At 70.1% G+C, this 20601-nt stretch carries 20 protein-coding genes; 13 read left to right on the top strand and 7 right to left on the bottom strand.

The window, feature by feature from the left end:
* Positions 1 to 28: 28 nt before the first annotated feature.
* The 5 genes from RHM57_RS17105 to RHM57_RS17085 all read right to left on the bottom strand — a co-directional run bounded on the left by RHM57_RS17105 (position 29) and on the right by RHM57_RS17085 (position 5834).
* Complete coding sequence (locus RHM57_RS17105) at positions 29 to 661, bottom strand: YdeI/OmpD-associated family protein (RefSeq protein ID WP_322188910.1); 633 nt, start codon at positions 659 to 661, stop codon at positions 29 to 31.
* A gap of 30 nt (positions 662 to 691) precedes the next feature.
* Positions 692 to 2047: an alpha/beta hydrolase gene (locus tag RHM57_RS17100; protein ID WP_134560695.1), complete on the bottom strand. Its 1356-nt coding sequence runs from the start codon at positions 2045 to 2047 to the stop codon at positions 692 to 694.
* Positions 2048 to 2049: 2 nt separating this feature from the next.
* Entirely contained in the window at positions 2050 to 3057 is a 1008-nt protein-coding gene (locus RHM57_RS17095) for an alpha/beta hydrolase (RefSeq protein ID WP_134560694.1), read from the bottom strand.
* Between the two features lie 178 nt (positions 3058 to 3235).
* The gene (locus RHM57_RS17090; RefSeq protein WP_416172962.1) at positions 3236 to 3514 is read right to left on the bottom strand and encodes a YbdD/YjiX family protein; all 279 of its coding nucleotides are present in this window, start codon (positions 3512 to 3514) and stop codon (positions 3236 to 3238) included.
* A 10-nt stretch (positions 3515 to 3524) separates the two neighbouring features.
* Positions 3525 to 5834: a carbon starvation CstA family protein gene (locus RHM57_RS17085; RefSeq protein WP_134449210.1), complete on the bottom strand. Its 2310-nt coding sequence runs from the start codon at positions 5832 to 5834 to the stop codon at positions 3525 to 3527.
* Between the two features lie 210 nt (positions 5835 to 6044).
* Here RHM57_RS17085 and RHM57_RS17080 point away from each other — a divergent pair, with 210 nt between their 5' ends.
* Positions 6045 to 7430 carry a glycine--tRNA ligase gene (locus RHM57_RS17080; protein WP_134449209.1) on the top strand — a complete coding sequence of 462 codons (1386 nt, stop codon included), beginning with the start codon at positions 6045 to 6047 and terminating at the stop codon, positions 7428 to 7430.
* Positions 7431 to 7533: 103 nt separating this feature from the next.
* On the opposite strand, the gene RHM57_RS17075 is transcribed toward RHM57_RS17080, so the two are convergent.
* Positions 7534 to 8886, bottom strand: coding sequence for a glutamyl-tRNA reductase (locus RHM57_RS17075; protein ID WP_322188907.1), 1353 nt, complete (start codon positions 8884 to 8886; stop codon positions 7534 to 7536).
* Positions 8887 to 8969: 83 nt separating this feature from the next.
* Between RHM57_RS17075 and hemE the strand changes: the two genes are divergently transcribed.
* The 12 genes from hemE to RHM57_RS17015 all read left to right on the top strand — a co-directional run bounded on the left by hemE (position 8970) and on the right by RHM57_RS17015 (position 19558).
* Positions 8970 to 10166, top strand: coding sequence for a uroporphyrinogen decarboxylase (hemE, locus tag RHM57_RS17070; RefSeq protein WP_322188905.1), 1197 nt, complete (start codon positions 8970 to 8972; stop codon positions 10164 to 10166).
* Positions 10167 to 10177: 11 nt separating this feature from the next.
* On the top strand, positions 10178 to 11755 hold the full coding sequence (locus tag RHM57_RS17065; protein ID WP_322188903.1) for a protoporphyrinogen/coproporphyrinogen oxidase: 1578 nt from the start codon (positions 10178 to 10180) through the stop codon (positions 11753 to 11755).
* A gap of 95 nt (positions 11756 to 11850) precedes the next feature.
* On the top strand, positions 11851 to 12246 hold the full coding sequence (locus RHM57_RS17060; protein WP_134449205.1) for a YtxH domain-containing protein: 396 nt from the start codon (positions 11851 to 11853) through the stop codon (positions 12244 to 12246).
* A complete protein-coding gene (locus RHM57_RS17055; protein WP_322136922.1) occupies positions 12243 to 12701 on the top strand; it encodes a phage holin family protein in 459 nt (152 codons plus the stop codon). Before RHM57_RS17060 ends, RHM57_RS17055 begins: the two co-directional genes overlap by 4 nt.
* On the top strand, positions 12691 to 12984 hold the full coding sequence (locus tag RHM57_RS17050; RefSeq protein WP_134449203.1) for a DUF3618 domain-containing protein: 294 nt from the start codon (positions 12691 to 12693) through the stop codon (positions 12982 to 12984). Before RHM57_RS17055 ends, RHM57_RS17050 begins: the two co-directional genes overlap by 11 nt.
* Positions 12985 to 13063: 79 nt before the next feature.
* On the top strand, positions 13064 to 13828 hold the full coding sequence (gene hemQ, locus RHM57_RS17045; protein ID WP_134449202.1) for a hydrogen peroxide-dependent heme synthase: 765 nt from the start codon (positions 13064 to 13066) through the stop codon (positions 13826 to 13828).
* Positions 13828 to 14946 (top strand): ferrochelatase, encoded by a 1119-nt coding sequence (locus tag RHM57_RS17040; protein WP_134560691.1) that lies wholly within the window; start codon positions 13828 to 13830, stop codon positions 14944 to 14946. Before hemQ ends, RHM57_RS17040 begins: the two co-directional genes overlap by 1 nt.
* The gene (hemC, locus tag RHM57_RS17035) at positions 14943 to 15896 is read left to right on the top strand and encodes a hydroxymethylbilane synthase (RefSeq protein ID WP_134449200.1); all 954 of its coding nucleotides are present in this window, start codon (positions 14943 to 14945) and stop codon (positions 15894 to 15896) included. The genes RHM57_RS17040 and hemC overlap by 4 nt, the downstream gene beginning before the upstream one ends.
* A 3-nt stretch (positions 15897 to 15899) precedes the next feature.
* Positions 15900 to 16691: a uroporphyrinogen-III synthase gene (locus RHM57_RS17030; RefSeq protein WP_134449199.1), complete on the top strand. Its 792-nt coding sequence runs from the start codon at positions 15900 to 15902 to the stop codon at positions 16689 to 16691.
* Positions 16692 to 16820: 129 nt separating this feature from the next.
* Positions 16821 to 17804 carry a porphobilinogen synthase gene (gene hemB, locus RHM57_RS17025; protein WP_416173117.1) on the top strand — a complete coding sequence of 328 codons (984 nt, stop codon included), beginning with the start codon at positions 16821 to 16823 and terminating at the stop codon, positions 17802 to 17804.
* Positions 17804 to 19135: a glutamate-1-semialdehyde 2,1-aminomutase gene (hemL, locus tag RHM57_RS17020; protein ID WP_134562148.1), complete on the top strand. Its 1332-nt coding sequence runs from the start codon at positions 17804 to 17806 to the stop codon at positions 19133 to 19135. The genes hemB and hemL overlap by 1 nt, the downstream gene beginning before the upstream one ends.
* A gap of 78 nt (positions 19136 to 19213) precedes the next feature.
* A complete protein-coding gene (locus RHM57_RS17015) occupies positions 19214 to 19558 on the top strand; it encodes a hypothetical protein (protein WP_134449197.1) in 345 nt (114 codons plus the stop codon).
* A gap of 32 nt (positions 19559 to 19590) precedes the next feature.
* On the opposite strand, the gene RHM57_RS17010 is transcribed toward RHM57_RS17015, so the two are convergent.
* Positions 19591 to 20493, bottom strand: a complete 903-nt coding sequence (locus tag RHM57_RS17010; protein ID WP_322188898.1) for a hypothetical protein — start codon at positions 20491 to 20493, stop codon at positions 19591 to 19593.
* Positions 20494 to 20601 lie beyond the last annotated feature (108 nt).

Raw genomic sequence — 20601 nt, 5'->3', positions numbered from 1 at the left:
CGGCGCGGGGGCGCGGACGGGGCCGCGCTCAGTCGGGCGCCGGTGCGGGGTCGGCCGGGGGTTTCGGCTTCCACTGGTTGGCCCGTTCGCGCCGGCCGGCGAGCACAGCCGTCTCATCGATACGTTTTTGGCGGGTCGCCGGCGTCTTCGCCTGCACGATCCATTCGAGGATGCCGCGGCGAGCCGAGGGCGGGAACGCGTCCCACTGCGCGCGGGCACCCCCGATCCCGTCGAGAGCTGCGCCGAGGTCCGCGGGAACCGTGAGGTTCTCGACCTCGTCGAGCCGGGTCCAGGAACCGTCCGCCTCTGCGGCCGCGACGACGGCCTCCCCGGCCGGCAGCATCCGCCCCTCGCGCCTGAGCAGTTCGATGCGCAGCTTGTTCGGCCTCGCCCAGGCGCTGCCGCGCTTCCGCGGTGAGAAGTAGAGCATCGTCCGGTGCTCGTCCAGCCGGGCCGGTTTGCTGTCGATCCAGCCGACGGAGAGCGCCTCGAGAACGGCGTCCTCGTAGGCGAGGATCGGCCGGCCGGCGGCCTTCCGCCAGAAGACGAGCCAGACCGCGGTCGACACCGCGTGGTTCTCCACGAGCCAGGTCCGCCACTCCTCGACCGACTCAGGGTGGATGCGCGGTACCTGGTCACCGCCCGCGTCCCGTTCAGTCATGCGACGACCATACCCGGGTCGGGGGAGGGGTCAGGAGGGCGGAGCGAGGCCGAGGCGCGGGTAGAGCGCGGCGAAGCCGGCGTCGAGGCCTCCGTTCAGCGCCCCCACTTCGTGCCCGACGCCGGGGATCTCGGCGTATGACGCGGTCATTCCCGCGGCCTGGGCTGCGTCGACGAGCATCCGTTGCCCGGCGGCGACGCCCGGGTCCGCTGCGCCGGCAGTGAAGATCGCGAATGTCCCCGGGTAGCGGTGCCCGGCGAGAAGGTTCACCGGCTTCTGCGCGTCATAGGCCGCCTGGCTGCCGCCGAACACGTCGTTCAGGGTCTGGTCCTGGATCTCGGAGCCGGGGAATGACTCGCCGGAGATGTCGATCACGTTCGACCAGATGTCGGGATGCTTGGCCGCGAGGGAGATCGCGCACTGGCCGCCATTGGAGAACCCGGCGATCGTCCAGTACCGGTGGTCGTGCGTCACGTTGAGGTTCGCGGCAGCCCAGCCGACGACGTCCCTGGTGAGGAAGGTCTCCGCGTTTCCGTACCTCGCGGTGTCGAGGCACAGCGGGTCGACGGAGGGATCGCCCAGCTGGTCGGCGACGACGACGATCGGCGCGAGACCCCCGTGCTGGGAGGCCGCACGGTCGAGGCTCGCCGCGACGTATTCCGGGTCGGGGTTGCCGGGCTGGCCCAGCAGCATGATCACGAGCGGCAATGCCGGCGCGTCCGGGACGAGCGCCGCAGGGGGCAGGTAGATTCCGGCCGGCCGGGAGCGGAATCCGGAGACGGTGTTCGGGATCACCTGGCTCCCGGTGTTTCCCGCGGCGGGGATGTCGGCGGGTGGATTCCACGTCTGCCAGAGGGCGCGGCCCGTCCGGTCAGGGTTGGGGTCGACTCTCGAGCCAGGGTGGGAGCCGGTGCCTGCGACCGGGGTCGAGCGTGGCGCTGCCGGATTCAGTGCGATCGGCGGCAGCACGTTCACCCCGAGAAGCGCGCCGAGGGTGCGGTCAAGGCCATAGCCCGCATTGATCCCGAGCGCCCCCGTCGCGACGAAGAGCAGCACCGATGCGGCGGCGAGGCTCCGGCGTGCCGGCCGCGTCTTCCACAGGTTCACGAGTGCGATCCCGACGGCGGCGCAGGCCGCGCCGAGCCACGCGTACGCCACGGGTACGAGGCCCATCCCGAACACGTTGAAGACCCGCACCAGGAAGAACCAGAGGAGCACCGCGACAACGCCTCCGGAGGCGACCGCGACCGCGACGGTCATGAGCCAGCGCGGGGTCGGTCGTCGGGCGAGCAGGAAGACCACGGCCGCGCCGGACAGGGTGTACGCGCCGACGATGACGGGGCCGTGCAGGATATCCGTGCGCAGGAGCGCCTGGAGGGCGTCCACGCCTAGCCGAGCCCGAGTCGGCTGGCGAGCACGCCGAACGCCTCGGTGAGTCCACCGCCCAGCGCCTCGAAGGAGTGGCCCTCGCCGGGCACCTCGTAGTACGTCACCGCCACCCCCGCAGCCCTGGCCGTTCCGCTCAGATCCTTCAGCCCCGGTTCCATCACCGAGTCCTCCGAGCCGACCGTGAACACGGCCGTGGTGTCAGGGTAGCGGCTCCTGCCCAGCAGCGTGGCCGGTTTTGTCGCGTCGTAGGCAGCCTGGTCACCCCCGAACACGTCAGCCAGGACCTCCGGCTCCGTCTCGAGTCCCGCATACACCGTGCCGGAGGCGTCGATGAGGCTGCCCCAGACCTCCGGGTACCGGAGCGCGAGCGACAAGGCGCACTGGCCGCCGTTCGAGAACCCGGCGACGGTCCACGATTCGCGGCCGGCCTCGATGTTGAGGTTGCCCCGCGCCCAGGCGAGAACGTCCTCCTCGAGGTACGTCTCGACCCGGCCGTATTCCGCCGTGTCGAGGCACAGCGAGTCGACGTCCGGGTCGCCCAGCTGGTCGGCGACGAGCACGATCGGGGCGAGGCCGTTGTGGGCTGCGGCGAAGGCGTCGAGCACGGATGCGATCGGGCCGGCGTCCGGGTCGCCCGGCTGTCCCATCATCATCAGCACGAACGGCAGGGCTGGGGCGTCGGGGACGAGCGCGGCCGGCGGGAGGTAGACCTCGGCGTCGCGCGCGCTGAAACCCGAAGCGGTCGCCGGGATCCGGACGCTGCCGATGGTGCCCTGGGCGGGCAGGCCGGCCGGTGGCCGCCAGGTCGCGGAGAGGGGGGACGAGTCATCCACCCCCGGCGCGGGCGGTGCCGGCCTGTCGGGGAGAGACAGCGCGGGGACGGCCTGGTCCGGCTGCGCGAGTCCCGTCGCGACGCTGACCGTGAGGACGACGGTGGCGACGAGCAGCACCAGGCCGGCGGCGCCTGCGGCGATCCAGCGGCGCCGCGGGGTGAACCCGTTGCCCATCCGACCACCCTCTCCTGAAGCCGACGCGAGCCCTGCCACTCTGTCATTGCCGACGTTAGGAAGACAAGCTGGACATTCGGTGCGAGCGGCTGATTCCAGGCTCGCGAAAGCGGGTGAGCCGTCGGTTTGCCCCAGTCATGACGACGGCTCACCCGCTTTCGCGAGCCTCAGGAGTGGGTCAGCAGCAGCGGCCCTGCGGGTTGGCGTCCTGGCGGTCGGTCTGGTCCCGCCAGAACTCGCGCTCGGTCATCATCCGCTCGGTGGGGTGAGCAGGGTCCGCGGTCCCGTGCGCGGCCTCGTGGTGCGCCCGGTACTTGTCCCAGGCGTCCTCTCCCATCACCCCTTTGACGTACCAGGCCACGCTCCGCGCTGCCCGGCGGATGCCGCCGAGGAGCGCAGCGAGCGAGGTCCCGCCTGCCGAGGGCATCCGCTGCCCCCGGCGTGCCCCTGCTGTCATCACCGGACCGTCACCGGCCAGGGGTGCCCGCGCCGGCGTTCCGCGCCGTCCGGGCGTTCTTCTCGGCGGCAGCCTGGGCTTCCCAGCGGCCCTGCAGCTCCTTTTCGGCCGGGGTCGGCAGGAAGCCGGAGGGCGCGAACATCTGCGACGGGAGCGCAGGGTCCTCGTTGGTGCCGAAATCGCGGCTCTTCCAGGACTTCCAGGTCGCAACGACCGAGGAGACGATCACGATGATCGCGAGGGTGACGAAGAGGATCGACAGGAGACCCTGCACCATCGTGTTCCGTACCACGGCCTCCATGGCCGCGACGCTCGGCGCCGTTCCGAACGAGGTCTTCCCCGCCGCGAGGGCGTCGGAGAATGCCTTGTTCTGGGCGAAGTAACCGACCGCGGGGACGGTTGAGAAGATCTTCAGCATCGAGGCGTAGATCGTGATGATCGCGGCGAACGCGAGGGGCACGGCGACGATCCAGATGTACTTGAATTTGCCCTGCTTCGCGACGATCGCCATGCACACCGCGAGTGCGATTGCGGCCAGCAGCTGGTTCGCGATCCCGAAGAGCGGGAACAGGGTGTTGATGCCGCCGAGCGGGTCCGTGACGCCCATGATCAGCACGGCGCCCCAGAGGAGAACCATGATGCCCGTGGTGAGCCAGGCCCCCGTGCGCCAGGAGGTGTTCTTGAACTTCGGGAAGAAGTTGCCGAGGCTGTCCTGGAGCATGAAGCGCGCGACGCGGGTGCCCGCGTCGACGGCGGTGAGGATGAACAGCGCCTCGAACATGATCGCGAAGTGGTACCAGAACGCCATCATGCCTGAGCCTCCTGCGACCTGCTGCATGATGTGCGCGAGCCCGACCGAGAGCGTCGGGGCGCCGCCGGAGCGGGAGACGATCGTGGCCTCTCCGACGTCCTTCGCCGTCTGGGTGAGCATGTCGGGGGTGAGGTTGACCCCGGTGAGCCCGAGGCTGTTCACGAACGCGACAGCGCCTTCTACGGTGCCCCCGGTGAGGGCCGCCGAGGAGTTCATCGCGAAGTAGATGCCGCGGTCGATCGAGACGGCGGCGACGAGGGCCATGATCGCGACGAAGCTCTCCATGAGCATGCCGCCATAACCGATGAAGCGGGTCTGGCGTTCCTTCTCGATGAGCTTCGGGGTCGTGCCGGAGGCGATCAGGGCGTGGAAGCCGGAAAGGGCGCCGCAGGCGATCGTGACGAAGAGGAACGGGAAGAGCGACCCGCTCACGACCGGTCCGCCGTTGGCGACGAACTCGCTGAATGCCGGGACCGTGATCTCCGGGCGCACGATGATGATCGCGATCGCGAGCATCCCGATCGTTCCGATCTTCATGAAGGTCGAGAGGTAGTCGCGCGGGGCGAGCAGCAGCCAGACCGGGAGGATCGCTGCGACGAAGCCGTAGATGATGATGCCGATCGCGAGCGGGACCGGGTCGACGTGGAAGAACGATGCTCCCCACGCCGTGTTCGAGATGGCGCCGCCGCCGATGATGGCGGCCAGGAGCAGCACGAACCCGATGATCGACACCTCGCTGACCTTGCCCGGGCGGAAGAAGCGCAGGTAGCAGCCCATGAAGAGCGCGATCGGGATGGTCATGCCGACCGAGAAGACGCCCCAGGGGCTCGCCGCGAGGGCGTTGACCACGACGAGGGCGAGGATCGCGACGATGATGACCATGATCGCCATCGTGGCGATCAGGGCGGCGGTGCCGCCGATCTTGCCGAGCTCGTCGCGGGCCATCTGGCCGAGCGAACGTCCGCCTCGGCGCATCGAGTAGAACAGCACGATGTAGTCCTGCACCGCACCGGCGAGAACGACGCCGACGATGATCCAGATCGTGCCGGGCAGGTAGCCCATCTGCGCGGCGAGCACCGGGCCGACGAGCGGGCCTGCCCCGGCGATCGCGGCGAAGTGGTGGCCGAACAGCACCCGGCGGTCCGTCGCCGCGAAGTCCTTGCCGTCCGCCTTGTACTCTGCGGGGGTCGCCCTGCGGTCATCGGGCTTCAGCAGGTGCTTCTGGATGTAGTTCGAGTAGAAGCGGTAGCCGATCAGGTAGGTGCACACCGCGGCGAAGACGAACCAGATGGCGTTCACGGTCTCGCCGCGGACAACCGCGAGCATGACCCAGCTCAGTCCGCCGAGGAGGGAGATGCCGGCCCAGAGTGCGATCTTGGCCGGGGTCCAGCGTCGCTCCTGGGCGTCGTGCTCGGTCTGGTCGAGTGCGACAGGGAGCAGGGACGGATCGCGATCGAGCGGACCGGCCCCCGTGAAAGCGTCGTGCGGCGTGCGGGGCCTGGTGCCCATGATCTCTCCTTTGAGGGTGGTGCAGATGGTGCTGAGGTGCGGTTCACGACCGTGCCGAATCCAAGCTGAGAAAAAGCTGAATTCGCGATGATTCCTTAGCAAGGCTAACAGCCAGAGGGGCGCACCGGGACGAGAGCCTAAAATGGGTACGCCTGACCGGGATTTTCTGCACGGCACGCCCCACATCCACCCTCGACCATTGGAGCCACCGTGGCCGCACCCTCCCGCCTCGATTCCGTCATCGCCCTCGCCCGCCACCGCGGGTTCGTCTTCCAGGCGGGTGAAATCTACGGCGGATCCCGGTCCGCGTGGGACTACGGGCCCCTCGGCGTCGAGCTCAAGGAGAACATCAAGAAGCAGTGGTGGCGCTTCATGGTCACGAGCCGCGACGACGTCGTCGGGCTCGACTCCTCGGTGATCCTGCCCAGGAAGGTGTGGGAGGCATCCGGTCACGTCGAGGTCTTCAGCGACCCCCTCGTCGAGTGCACGAGCTGTCACAAGCGTTTCCGCGCCGACCACCTCGAGGAGGAGTTCGAGGAGAAGAAGGGGCGCCCCGCAGAGGGCGGCCTCGACGGCATCCCCTGCCCGAACTGCGGCAACCGGCACATCTGGACGGAGCCGCGCGCCTTCTCCGGCCTGCTCAAGACCTATCTCGGTCCCGTCGACGACGAGGCGGGCATGCACTACCTGCGTCCAGAGACCGCGCAGGGCATCTTCGTGAACTTCGCCAACGTGCTCCAGGCTGCCAGGATGAAGCCCCCGTTCGGCATCGGCCAGATCGGCAAGAGCTTCCGCAACGAGATCACACCGGGCAACTTCATCTTCCGCACCCGCGAGTTCGAGCAGATGGAAATGGAATTCTTCGTCGAGCCCGGCACAGATGAGACCTGGCACGAGTACTGGCTCGAGCAGCGCATGAGCTGGTACACCGGCCTCGGCATCGAGCCGGAGAACCTGCGCTTCTTCGAACACCCGGCCGAGAAGCTCTCGCACTACTCCAAGCGCACCGTCGACATCGAGTACCGCTTCGGGTTCAGCGGGAGTGAGTTCGGCGAGCTCGAAGGCGTGGCGAACCGCACGGACTTCGACCTCAAGACGCACGCTGCGGCATCGGGCAAGGATCTCTCGTACTTCGACCAGACCAAGAACGAGCGCTGGGTGCCCTACGTAATCGAGCCGGCGGCCGGGCTCACCCGCTCGCTGATGGCGTTCCTCGTCGACGCGTACCACGAGGAGGAAGTGCCGAACGCGAAGGGCGGCGTCGACAAGCGCACCGTGCTCAAGCTCGACCCGCGCCTCGCGCCGATCAAGGCCGCCGTGCTTCCGCTGTCCCGCAACGAGGCGCTCTCGCCGATGGCGCGCTCCCTCGCTTCCCGCTTGCGCGAGTCGTGGAACGTCGACTTCGACGACGCCGGCGCGATCGGGCGCCGCTACCGCCGCCAGGACGAGATCGGCACCCCGTATTGCATCACGGTCGACTTCGACTCTCTCGAAGACCAGGCCGTCACCGTGCGCGACCGCGACACCATGCAGCAGGAGCGGGTGCCGCTCGACAAGCTCGACGCCTACCTCGCCGAGCGCCTCCGCGGAGCCTGACCCGAGCGCGGGCTTTTCGCCGCTGCGCGTGCGGTCCGCCACCCGCGCAGCGGCGCAGCTCCCGCGCTCGCCGAAGAGACGCCGAGACGCCGCGCGCGAGCGCTCAGGAGGCCCGGTGCGCCGATCCGGGGAACGGATCCAGGGGCGGAGCGGACTCGGCCACGGAGCCGGCGCCGGACTCGACCCGGATGCCGAAGAGGGCGTCGAGGCCGCCGGTGAACGCGGCCTGCTCACCGGCCCTCGCGAGTTCGCGTGAGCGCACCATCGGCGTGTGCAGCAGGACGCTCGCGAGATGCCGCAACGCCCGCTCGGTCTGTTCGGTATCGTCGCCGTGCGCGCGCGCCCGTTCGATCTCTGAATCGAGCAGGTCGAAGACGTGGCTGCGCAACGCGACGACCGCTGGGGTGAGGCTCTGCTCTTCCGCGACCGCAGAGAACTTGCGTGCGGCGCGGTCGACGAGCAGGCGGGCCTCGCTCGTCGCATTGAGCTCTTCGAGCGGGGCGTGGATGCGGATGGTCTCGAGGTCGAGCAGTTCGACTCCCGGGACCTCGGTGACGTCAGGAGCGACGTTGCGCGGCAGGCCGAGGTCGATGATGAGCCGTCGGCCGGCCGGAGCGACCGGCTGTGCTCCGGCGTCGACATCCGTGGTTGCTGCCGCGCCCTCCCGGAGCAGTGCGGCCGTGACGACGTGGTGTTCGACGGTCGTGCAGGTCAGGATCAGGTCGGCACGATCGGCTTCGACGGCGAATCCCGACTCGGTGATCGCGGTGATGCCATGCGAGCCCGCGAACTTGACGGCGCGCCCGGTGGGCGAGTAGACCCGCACGTCGGAGACTCCGAGGTCGCGGAGCGCTGCGAGGGCGGCGCCGGCGTAACGGCCGGTTCCGACGAGCAGCACGCGGGTGCTCGCCCAGTTCACGATGCGGGTCTCGGCGAGCTGCAGGGCGAGGCGCACGAGTGACCGCCCGGCCGCGCCGATTCCGGTGCGGTTCTTGATGCCGCGGGAGGTCTGCGACGCGCGCTGGAACAGCCGCTCGAGTTCGGGGGTGGTCGTGCCGCGCTCGCGGGCCTGCTCGAGGGAGCGGCGCACCTGGCCTGCGATCTCGCCCTCGCCGACGACGACGGATTCCAGGCCGCTCGTCACCGCGAACAGGTGCTCGGCGACGCCGTTGCCGTGCACGAAGTCGAGGGTCTCGCGGAGGACCTCAGCGGTGACGCCGGTGCCGGCGCTGACGCCCGCGATCGCGGCCTGTACGGCCTCGAGGGGGGAGGCGCCGTCGGGTTCGTCGAGGTCGAGGTAGGCCTCGAAGCGGTTGCAGGTTGCGACGATGACCGCTCCGGACAGGCTCGGGTAACGCTCGATGATGCCGCCTGCCGTGCCGGGCGCGCCGACGGACAGCTTCTCGAGTACATCGAAACTCGAGTTCTTGTGGTTCGCGGACAGGCAGATCAGCACTCGGTGAGTCTACTTTGTCCATCTGGGCGTGGATCATCTGCGGAAAGCGCTTGGCTCCTGAAAGTTTGACAGAATTGACACAAATGAACCTCGACGCTCAACACCCCCTCGCCTCCGGACTCACCGCCGATTCCCGCCTCATCCGCGCATACCAGGGCACCCGCCCGGAGGCCACCCCCGTGTGGTTCATGCGCCAGGCCGGGCGTTCCCTTCCCGAGTACCGGTCGCTGCGGGTCGGCACCCGGATGCTCGATGCGTGCCTCGACCCGGAAATGGCCAGTGAGATCACTCTCCAGCCCGTGCTCCGGCACCAGGTGGACGCGGGAATCCTGTTCAGCGACATCGTGATCCCGCTCAAGCTCGTCGGTGTCGACGTCGAGATCGTCGCCGGGATGGGGCCGGTGCTCGGCAAGGCCGTCCGCACCGCCCGCGACGTCGCCGAGCTCGTCTCCCTCGACCCCGCCGTGCTCGAGACCACCCTCGACCCGATCCGGAAGGCCGTCGCCCGAACGGTCGCCCAGCTCGGCGGGACCCCGCTGATCGGGTTCGCCGGGGCGCCGTTCACCCTCGCGGCCTACCTCGTCGAGGGCGGCCCGTCCAAGGACCACATCCACGCGCGCACCCTGATGCACGCCGACCCTGCGGCCTGGGCCTCCCTGATGGACTGGACCGCAGAGGTGACCGGCCGCTTCCTGCGCGCCCAGGTGCTCGCAGGAGCGAGCGCTGCACAGCTCTTCGATTCCTGGGCCGGTGCGCTCTCCCTCGCCGACTACAGCCGGTTCGTCGCCCCGGCGTCGGCTGCTGCGATCGCCCACGTACGCGATCTCAGCTATGCCGAGACCGCGCCCGGTGCGGACGCACCGATCCGGCGCAACGTCCCCGTCGTGCACTTCGGCGTCGGCACCGGCGAACTTCTCCACGAGATGCACGCCGTCGGCGCGGACGTCGTCGGCGTCGACTACCGGGTGCCGCTCGACGAGGCCAATCGCCGACTCGGCGGGAACGTCCCCCTGCAGGGCAACCTCGACCCCGCGCTCCTCGCCGCGCCGTGGCCCGTCCTCGAGGCGCACGTCCTCGACGTGCTCGAGCGCGGGCGCACAGCTCCTGCCCACGTGCTCAACCTCGGCCACGGCGTCCCGCCGCTGACCGACCCGACCGTGCTCACCCGCCTCGTCGCATTCGTGCACGAGGCCACTGCCGGCGCTCACGGGGAGACCGGAGCACCCGGGGCATCCGCCACCGCACCGAGCGAGCCGGCGTCCACGCCGGCCGCGTCCTGAGCCGGCGAGCGATGAGCGAAGCGCTGCGGGGCGGGCGGATGAGCGGCGTGCGTGACGTCGTCGTCGTCGGCGGAGGGGTGGCCGGCCTCTCGGCTGCCCGCGAGTGCGCCAGGGTCGGGCTGAGCGTCACCGTGCTCGAGGCTGGACGCGACCTCGGCGGCGCGCTCGCGAGCCACGAGGTCGCCGGGCTCACCCTCGACAGCGGGGCGGAGAGCTTCGCGGTGCGCCGCAACGCCGTGGCCGAATTCATCGAAGGACTCGGTCTCGCCGACCGGGTCGTGCAGCCGAACGCCGCCGGCGCGTGGCTCTGCCTGCCATCCGATCGTCCTGGCGGACCCGCGGTGAGCGTTCCGATGCCCCGGGCTGGCGTCCTCGGCATCCCCGGCTCCCCGCTCGCAGAGGACGTGCGCCGCGTGATCGGCTGGCCGGGAGCCCTGCGAGCCTGGCTCGACCGCCTCATGCCCGTGCTCACGATCGGCAGGGAGCACAGCCTCGGCGAACTCGTCCGCAAGCGGATGGGCCGCCGCGTCCTCGAACGCCTCGTCGAGCCGGTCACCGCGGGCGTCTACACCTCCTCAGCAGACGATCTCGAAGTCGACGTCGTCGCTCCCGGCCTCAACGCCGCCCTCACCGTGACCGGGTCGCTGTCCGGCGCCGTGCTCTCCCTCCGCAGCGCCGCTCCCGCCGGCTCCGCGGTCTCCGGGCTTCGCGGCGGCATGGCCGGCCTCGTGACCGCGCTCCGCGCCGAACTCGACCGCTTCGACGTCGAGGTGTTCACGGAGGCCGCCGTCACCAACATCCGCCCCGTCACGGCCGGACCCTGGCAGGTCACGATCGCGCCCCGGCCGGAAGCCTCCGAAGAGTCCGATGCCCCCGAAAGCCCCGAGAGCCCCGATACCCCCGAAGCTACCGCCGCGCCAGGGGGGCGCGAATCCGGCGACCTGCCAGAGACCCTGCCGGAGACCCTGTCGGCGCGGTTCGTCATCCTCGCGACGCCCGGCGCCCAGGCCCTCGCCCTCATCGCGCCGCTCGGACCTCAGCAGAAGGCGCTCGGCGCCCTGCACTGGCCGAAACCGACCCCGATCGAACTCGCCACCCTCGTGCTCGCCGCCCCTGAGCTCGACGCGCATCCGCGCGGCACCGGGGCCCTCGTCGCCGCCGGCGCACCCGGCATCACCGCAAAGGCACTGACCCACGTCACCGCGAAATGGGACTGGGTCGCCGAGACCGCGGGTCCCGGCGTGCACGTGCTCCGGTTGTCCTACGGCCGCGCGGGGCAGAAGAGCCCGAGCGCCCGCCTCACCGACGACGAACTCCTCTCCCTCGCCCTCGCGGATGCCTCCGCCATCCTCGGTACCCCGCTCTCCGCGGACCAGGTGCTCGGCTTCGACCGCACCCGGTGGGGCGACGCCCTCTCGCCGGCGACCGTCGGCGCCCGCGACCGCGTCGACCAGGTGCGTCGGGCCGTCGCGGCCCTCGAAGGGCTCGAGGTCACCGGGGCCTGGCTCTCCGGAACCGGGCTCGCCTCCGTCATCCCCGATGCCCTCGCGACCGCCGGCCGGACCCGTCGCGATGCGCTGGTTCTCTGAGCCGTTCTCCCCAGTAGTCCGGCAGTTTGCCCTCCACCGTTTCCGCAGGCGGGATACTCTGAGACGTACGTGAACGACGAAGAATGGAGTGACAGATGCGGGGAAAGCTTCTTTTTATCACCGGTGGACTCGTCGGTTACGTCCTGGGCTCCCGTGCCGGACGTAAGCGCTACGACCAGATCGTGGCCTCTGCCGAGAGCCTCTGGAACGCCGACCCCGTGCAGCGCCGCGTGACCGAGGTCCGCGACTTCGCCCTCGAGCGGGTCGGCGACGTGCCTGCCGCGCTCATCAACGCCGGCAAGAAGCTCGTCGGAACCCTCACGGACAAGACCGCGAAGGCCACGGATGCCGCGGGCCCAGGCCCCCGGTACGGCACGTCCTGGCCCACGAAACGCCCGGCAGCGTCAGCACCGTCGGCCACCCCGACGGCGACCCCTGACCACGGCACCCCCGACCCGGGCGCGCCCACATCGGAAGCACCCTCACTGTGACCGGATCGCCGGCCGCGACCGGAACCCAGACCGACAGCGCCCGCGCAGCAGGGTTCGGCCCGCGCCCGCGCAAGACCCTGATCACCCTCGTCTCCGAGCTGCCCGGGCAGATCGCCGCGCTCATCCACGCCGAGATCGAGGCCTTCAAATCCGAGATGGCGGGCAAGGCGAAGAACATCGGCGTCGGCATCGGCCTCTTCGTCGTGGCCGGCGTGTTCGCATTCCTCGCGGTCATCGTCTTCGTCGCGCTCGCCGTGATCGCCCTCGCGCTCGTGCTGCCGCTCTGGCTCGCGACGCTCATCGTCGCGGTCGCCCTGCTCCTCATTGCCGCGATCCTCGTGCTGATCGGCGTCAACCGGGTGAAAGCCGGTACGCGCGCCGACCCGGACGGCCTCGCGGCAAGCATCCGCCGGGACGCAGACGCGATCAAGGGAGTCGGAGACTATGAGCACTGAACAGGACAAAACGACCGGTGCTGCAGCGACTCCGTCGAAGTCCACGCACGCGTTGCGCGCCGAGGCGACAGCCGCGCGCGCCCAGCTCGCGCTGACCCTCGACGCTATCGAGTACAAGCTCAATGTCCCGAAGCGGATGCGTGACCAGGAACGCCTCGCCCGGCGCCGCCTGCACAAGCTCGGCGAGGAGAACCCCACGGCACTGCTCGGGGTCGCCCTCGGCAGCGCCCTCGCGGTCGGAGCCGCGGTCTGGTTCGCGCTCAGGGCCGTCCTCGACGACTGAGGCCGGCCGGACGGGCGTGCCCAGCCGGGCGCCAGCTGAGTCTTTTGGCTCTGGTCACAAAAAAGTAGAGACTGTACTCATGACTCAGCCGGCTGCCGGAGAGGCAGTAACCTCTTCCCACCCCGCCCCCGACGCCGACACCCTCACCGGTGACGCAACGGGTGCGGCATCGCCCCAGGGCTTCACCCTTTTCGCGGTGCTTCGCAAGGACCCGACGAACCCGGACGACCTCGACGGCCGCGACGTACCGCACGCGGTCCTCGAGCTCGACGACATCGTCGAACTCGTCGAGGCGGAGGGCGTCACCGTCCGCGGCTTCTACGACGTGTCCGGCCTCCGCGCCGATGCCGACCTGATGATCTGGACCCACGCCCCCGAGGCGGAGACCCTGCAGTGGGCGAACCGGGAGCTGCGCCGCAGCCGGCTCCTCAAGAGCCTGCTGCCGACCTGGAACGCGATGGGCGTGCACCGCGACGCCGAATTCAACAAGAGCCACGTGCCCGGCTTCCTCCGCGGCGTCGAACCGAAGGCCTGGCTGACCGTCTACCCGTTCGTCCGCAGCTACGAGTGGTACCTGCTCCCCGAGGCCGAGCGCAGCGCCATGCTCGCTGACCACGGCCGCAAGGGTGCCGCCTTCCGCGGTGCGATCGCGAACACCGTCTCCGCCTTCGCCCTCGGCGACTACGAATGGCTCCTCCCGATCGAGAGCGACGAGCTCACCGAGCTCGTCGACCTCATGCGCGAGCTCCGCAACACAGAGGCCCGCCGCCACGTGCGCGAAGAGGTCCCGTTCTACACCGGGCGCCGCATCTCCACCGCGGAACTCGTCGAGGTGCTCCAGTAGTGAGCGCGTACGACGCCATCCTCCTGGCCGGCTTCGGGGGACCCGAGGGACAGGCCGACGTGATCCCCTTCCTCCGCAACGTCACGGGCGGCCGCGGCATCCCGGAGGAACGCCTCGAAGAGGTCGCGACGCACTACCGCCACTTCGGCGGCATCAGCCCGATCAACGCCCAGAACCGCGTGCTCCGCGCCGCACTCGAAGCAGAACTCGACCGCCGCGGCATCGACATCCCCGTGCTCTGGGGCAACCGCAACTGGGACCCCTACCTCCGCGACGTCGTCGCCGAGGCGCACGCCAACGGCCAGGACCGCCTGCTCGCGATCGTCACAAGCGCATACAGTTCGTACTCCGGCTGCCGCCAGTACCGTGAAGACCTCGCGGCCGCGCTCGAGGTCACGGGCCTGACCGGCGTGGTGCACATCGACAAGGTTCGCCAGTTCTTCGACCACCCCGGCTTCGTCACCCCCTTCATCGCCGGCGTGAGCAAGGGCCTCGCGGATGTCGCCGCCCAGATCCCGGGCATCGACCTCGCCACCGAGGTGGAGGTCCTGTTCTCGACGCACTCGATCCCGTCGACGGACGCCGCGAAGAGCGGACCCGCCGAGCGCGGCTTCGGTGAGGGCGGCGCATACGAGGCCCAGCACCTCGCCGTCGCGCACACGGTGATGACCGCTGTCGCCGCAGCGGATGCCGCGGCGAGCGATACCCCGTGGCAGCTCGTCTTCCAGTCCCGGAGCGGGCCGCCGAGCATGCCATGGCTCGAGCCAGACATCAACGACGCCATCCGGCTGCTCCCGGCCAGGGGCATCCGTGCCGTCGTGATCGTGCCGCTCGGTTTCGTGAGCGACCACATGGAGGTCATGTGGGACCTCGACAACGAGGCGACGGAGACCGCGCACGAGCAGGGACTGTTCTCGGTGCGCGTACCCACGCCCGGGGTCGACCCTGCATACGTGAGCGGGCTGATCGACCTCGTGGTCGAGCGCCTCGAGGACACGCCGGCAGCCGAACGCCCCGCGATGACCCCGCTCGGACCCTGGTACGACGTCTGCCGGCCGGGCTGCTGCGAGAACGTGCGCCTCGGCTTCAAGCCAGCTCTCGCCGGGATCGCGCCGTGAGCACGATCAGGATCGGCACCCGGGGGAGCGCCCTCGCCCTCGCCCAGACCCAGGCGGTCGCCAACCGGATCGCAGCAGCAGCGGGCACCGAGGTCGAGCTCGTCGTGATCACGACCCACGGCGACACCTCGAAGGAACCCCTGTCCGGCCTCGGCGGGACGGGCGTGTTCGCGAGCGCCCTCCGCGAGTCCCTGCTGAACGGCGACTGCGACGCGATCGTGCACTCCTTCAAGGACCTGCCGACCGCGCTGTACCCCGGCCTCGTCGTCGGCGCAACGCCGCGCCGCGCAGACGCCCGCGACGTGCTCTGCGCCCGGGACGGACTGACCCTCGAGACCCTTCCGGAGGGCGCCAGGGTCGGCACCGGTTCCCCGCGCCGGGTCGCCCAGCTTCTGAAGGCCCGGCCGGACCTGCACGTCGTCGACATCCGCGGCAACGTGGACACCCGGCTCGGCAGGGTCGCCGCAGGCGACCTCGACGCCGTTGTGCTCGCCGCGGCCGGCCTCAGCAGGCTCGGCCTCCTGAGCGCGGTCGAGGGCGAGTACCTCGAGCTCTCCGACTGGCCGACCGCGCCCGGCCAGGGTTCCCTCGCGATCGAGGTGCGGGAGGGCAGGCTTGATCGCCCGCTCGGAACCGCGCTCGCCGCGATCAACCATGCGACGAGCCAGGCCACCACGACCGCGGAGCGTCTCGTGCTCGCGCGACTCGAGGCCGGCTGCGCGGCCCCGATCGGCGCGATGGCGGCGATCGACGACGGCCTGTTGTTCCTGACTGCCACGGTGTACAGTCCTGATGGTGCCCGAAGTATCGTGAGTTCGCACGCCGCGACGCCCGATTCACATTCCGTCACCCACCTGGTCGAGGCCGCCCAGGACGTCTCCGAGCGTGTGGCCCGTGATCTGATCCAAGGCGGGGCTGCCGATTTTGCCCCCATGAAGGTGACTTCTTAAGAAATGACCTGGCGCTACAAGACCCTCTCCAATCCCACCAAGCCGCTTGCCGGTTGGCGGGTCCTCGTCCCGCGCGGCGGCCCGTGGGGTGACCACGTCGCCGCGGACCTCCGCTCCCGCGGTGCGCAGCCGATCGTGGCCCCGATGATCAACTTCGCCGCGACCGACAACGCCCCCGCGCTCGACGCGGCGCTCGCACGCCTCGCGGACGGTGACTTCGACTGGATGACGATCACGAGCGCGACGACCGTCGATGTGCTCTCCTCGCACCGCGCCGTCGTGGCTCCCGGCACCCGGATCGCCGCCGTCGGCGAGACCACCGCGGCGGCTCTCATCGCCGCCGGCTATCGCGTCGATCTCGTCCCCGCCGAGGACAACTCCGCCCGTGGCCTGCTCGCCGAGTGGGAAGCCGCCACCCAGGGTGTCGTGCCCCTGCGCATCCTCACCCTGCGCTCCGAGATCGCCAAGCCCCTGCTCACCGAGGGTCTGCGCCGGATCGGCCACGAGGTCGAGTCCGTCGTCGCCTATCGCACGATCGGCGTTCCCGTGGACCCGCGGGTCGTTGCGGATGTCGCGGCCGGCAAGGTGCAAGCGCTCCTGGTCACCTCGGGGAGCGTCGCAGAACAGGTGCAGGAGCAGTTCGGACCTGTCCCCGAGACGACCCTCGTCGCCTGCATCGGTCCGCGCACCGCCAAGGACGCCGCGGCCCTCGGACTCCGCGTCGACCTCGTTGCGGAAGCCCCCAGCGCCGAGGCGCTCATCGAGGCCCTCTCGCACTTCGCCGAACTCCGCTAGCGCCTCAACCTTCCCGCCCTCCCGCGAAAGCGGGTGAATCGTCGGTTTGGGCGCGCGTGAACGACGATTCACCCGCTTTCGCGGCGGCTCGAGTGGTGTCTCGTCTGGCGTGGGTAGGGTGGATGGGTGATTACTCCAGTTATTCGGCCTCGACGGATGCGTTCGAGTTCCTCGCTCCGCCGGCTCGCCCGTGAGACCCGCATCCACCCCGCCGAACTCGTGTTGCCGATGTTCGTCCGCGAAGGGCGGGAGTCGGTGGACATCACCTCCATGCCCGGCGTGGTGCAGCACTCGATCGACAGTGCGCGCCGGGCCGCAGCCGAGGCCGCCGCAGCAGGTATCGGCGGCGTGATGCTCTTCGGAGTGCCGGATGTGCGCGACGCCATCGGCTCCGGCGCGACCGACCCGCTCGGGATCCTCAATGTCGCGACCCGGGCCATCGCAGACGAGGTCGGCGACGCGCTCGTCGTGCAGACCGACCTGTGCCTCGACGAATTCACCGACCACGGCCACTGCGGGGTGCTCGCGCTCGACGGCAGTGTCGACAACGACGCGACCCTCGAGCGGTACAACGAGATGGCACTGATCCAGGCGGCCTCCGGTTCCCGGCTGCTCGGGCTCAGCGGCATGATGGACGGCCAGGTCGCCTCCGTTCGCGAGGCCCTCGACGGTTCGGGATTCCAGGACACCGCCGTCCTCGCATATTCGGCGAAGTACGCCTCCGCGTTCTACGGCCCCTTCCGCGAGGCCGTGCAGTCGACGCTCACGGGCGACCGGCGCAGCTACCAGCTCGACCCGGCCAACCGCAGGGAGGGCGTGCGCGAGGCCCTGCTCGACATCGAACAGGGCGCGGACGTCGTGATGGTCAAGCCGGCAGGCAGCTACCTCGATGTGCTCGCAGACGTCGCGGCCGTGAGTGATGTCCCGGTCTGGGCATACCAGGTGTCCGGTGAGTACGCGATGATCGAGGCGGCCGCCGCCCACGGCTGGATCGACCGCCGCCGTTCGATCGAGGAATCGGTGCTCAGCATCCGCCGGGCAGGCGCAGACGCCGTGCTCACATACTGGGCCGTCGAACTCGCCGCCTGGCTTACCGAAGGAAACCGCCCGTGATGACCCGCAACGACGAGCTGTTCGCCCGCGCCCAGCGCGCCATCCCCGGCGGCGTGAACTCGCCGGTCCGGGCCTTCCGCTCGGTCGGCGGCACCCCGCTGTTCCTCGTGAAGGCCTCAGGAGCCTACGTCACCGACTCAGACGGCCGCGACTACGTCGACCTCGTCAGCTCCTGGGGGCCCGCGATCCTCGGCCACGCGCACCCCGAGGTCGTCCACGCGGTCCAGGCCGCTGCAGCACTCGGCTTGTCGTTCGGTGCGTCCACTCCGGGCGAGACCGAACTCGCCGAGCTGATCGAGGGCCGCGTCTCGGCCGTCGACAAGCTTCGCCTCGTCTCGACGGGCACGGAGGCGACGATGACCGCCATTCGCCTCGCCCGCGGCTTCACCGGTCGCGAGCTCCTGATCAAGTTCGCCGGCCACTACCACGGCCACTCCGACGGACTCCTGGCCCAGGCCGGCTCCGGGCTCGCGACCCTCGCCCTGCCCGGTTCCGCCGGTGTGACCGCTGCGACTGCGGCGCAGACCCTCGTGCTCCCGTACAACGACCTCGAGGCCGTGCGCGCCGCGTTCGAAGCCCACCCGGGGAGGATCGCCGCCGTCATCACCGAGGCCGCCGCCGCGAACATGGGCGTGGTCGCGCCAGACCCCGGCTTCAACGCAGCCCTGACCGAGCTCGCGCACTACTACGGTGCGCTGCTCATCATCGACGAGGTGCTCACCGGCTTCCGGGTCGGGCCGGCCGGGTACTGGGGCCTCGACAACGCGGGAGAGACCCCCGCGAAGCCGTACAGCCCCGACCTCTTCACGTTCGGCAAGGTCATCGGTGGCGGCCTGCCCGTCGCGGCCCTCGGCGGACGTGCCGACGTCATGGACTACCTCGCCCCCGCAGGCCCGGTCTACCAGGCCGGAACCCTGTCCGGGAACCCGGTCGCCGTCGCAGCGGGCATCGCGACCCTGCGCGCCCTCGACGACACCGTCTATCCGCGGCTCGATGCGACGGCGCTGCTGCTCTCGAACGCGGTCTCCGCCGCCTTCTCAGCAGAGGGTGTCGCGCACAGCGTGCAGCGGGCGGGCAACCTGTTCAGCTTCGCGTTCGGGGCGGATGCCGCAGCGCACCCCCCACGGGACTACGCCGCCGTGCAGCGCCAGGAGGCCTTCCGGTACGGCCCGTTCTTCCACGCGATGCTCGACGCCGGGGTGTCACTGCCGCCGTCGGTGTTCGAGGCCTGGTTCGTCTCTGCGGCCCACGACGAGCAGGCGATCGAGTGGATTCTCGACGCGTTGCCCGCGGCGGCGAAGGCGGCAGCGGCGGCCGTCGTGCCCGACTGACGGAGCGCACAGTTCCGCGTTACTGCATTGTGAGGTTTCGACAGCGGGAATACCGGCCGAACGGGGCAGACTAGGCCTATGGCTTCCTTGCGCGTTCATCCCGATCGGCTCGAGGTACACCTGACGAAGGCCGAGAAGACGCTCGCCTTCCGCCGCGAGGACATCGTCGTCGCACGGGACAACATCCGCTCGGTGACGATCACGGACGACCCGTGGATCTGGATCCGCGGGATCCGCGCCCCCGGCCTCGAGGTTCCACTCGTGCTCGCGGTCGGCACCTGGAAGTTCCACGGGGGCAAGGACTTCCTCGCGATCAAGCGCCGCCGCCAGGCCGTCGTGATCGACCTCATCGACGAGGACTTCTCGCGCGTGATCCTCACCACCAACCACGCTCCAGACCTGATCGCCTCGCTCAAGCTGTAGCCGGTCGCCGGTCGCGGGTCGCGGGTCGCGTGCTACGGGCGCACTCCGCTCGTGGTGACGATCTTCGTCCAGGGCCCCGGCGGGACGTCGGCCGCCTCGACGAACTGCCAGTCGACCGTGTCGTTCTCCCCGTTGGTGTCGCTGAATCGCAGGCAGCCGTTCAGGGCCGGGGAGACGTCCATGCCCGCTCCGTTGAACTTCTTGTTGGCCGGCCGGGCATCGTCCGCACCGAACACGTATGCGGCATCGTGGTACTGGCCGGGCCCGGCGTCCTCGATCTGGCCGTAACAGGTCTGGCCGTTCGAGCGGATGCGGACCCACCTGTTCTTCATCAGGCTCACGGTGTCATCGCCCGCCGAGCCCGCGTACGCAGACTGGCCGGCCCACGGCACGACCTTCTCGCGGGTCGCGAACGCCTGGGCGTCGTTGAGGTCGTCGAACGGGAGATCGAGGTAGAACGGGTTCTCCTTCGGAGCCAGCTGGGTCGGGAAGTAGTCGTTGGCCGCCGTCCGCACCTCGGTCTGGCAGTCGTCCGCCGTGCGGACGCCGTCGCAACCGCCATAGCTCGCCATCCACCCCGAGTCATACGTCGAATAGACCTGGCTGCCGTCCGCGGCGTTCGGGTCGAAGATCTCGCCGACCCAGAACGTCGTCGAGACGATCCCGGTGTGCCAGGGGTACGCCCCGACCGTGGGAGCCGTCGGGGCCGCGCTCGCGGACGGCGCGGGGGTCACGGATGGTGCGGGGCTCCCGCTGGGTGTCGGAGTGCCGGGGGACCGGCTGGCCGAGGGGGGAGCTGTGCTCTGGCCGGGTCGCGGAGCGGTCGACACCACGATCGTCAGCACGGCCAGAACCGTCAGGCCGATCGCGAGGAGACTGATCAGGAGTGCGCGCCGGCGAGGGGTCCCGCCCGCTGGCTCATCGTCTTCCGGCATTCGCCCTCCTCCAGCACACAGAACGTCCACATCGGTTCGGCAGCCGATGGCGTTGAGATGCTACCCGGCCTCTCGCGCGCTCACGGTTCATCTTCACCACCTTCCCAG

This window comes from Cryobacterium sp. 10S3 (assembly GCF_034344045.1).
GTDB lineage: Bacteria > Actinomycetota > Actinomycetes > Actinomycetales > Microbacteriaceae > Cryobacterium > Cryobacterium glucosi.
The sequence above is the reverse complement of the archived record's forward strand: the minus strand, read 5'-3'. Positions and strand labels throughout refer to the sequence as shown.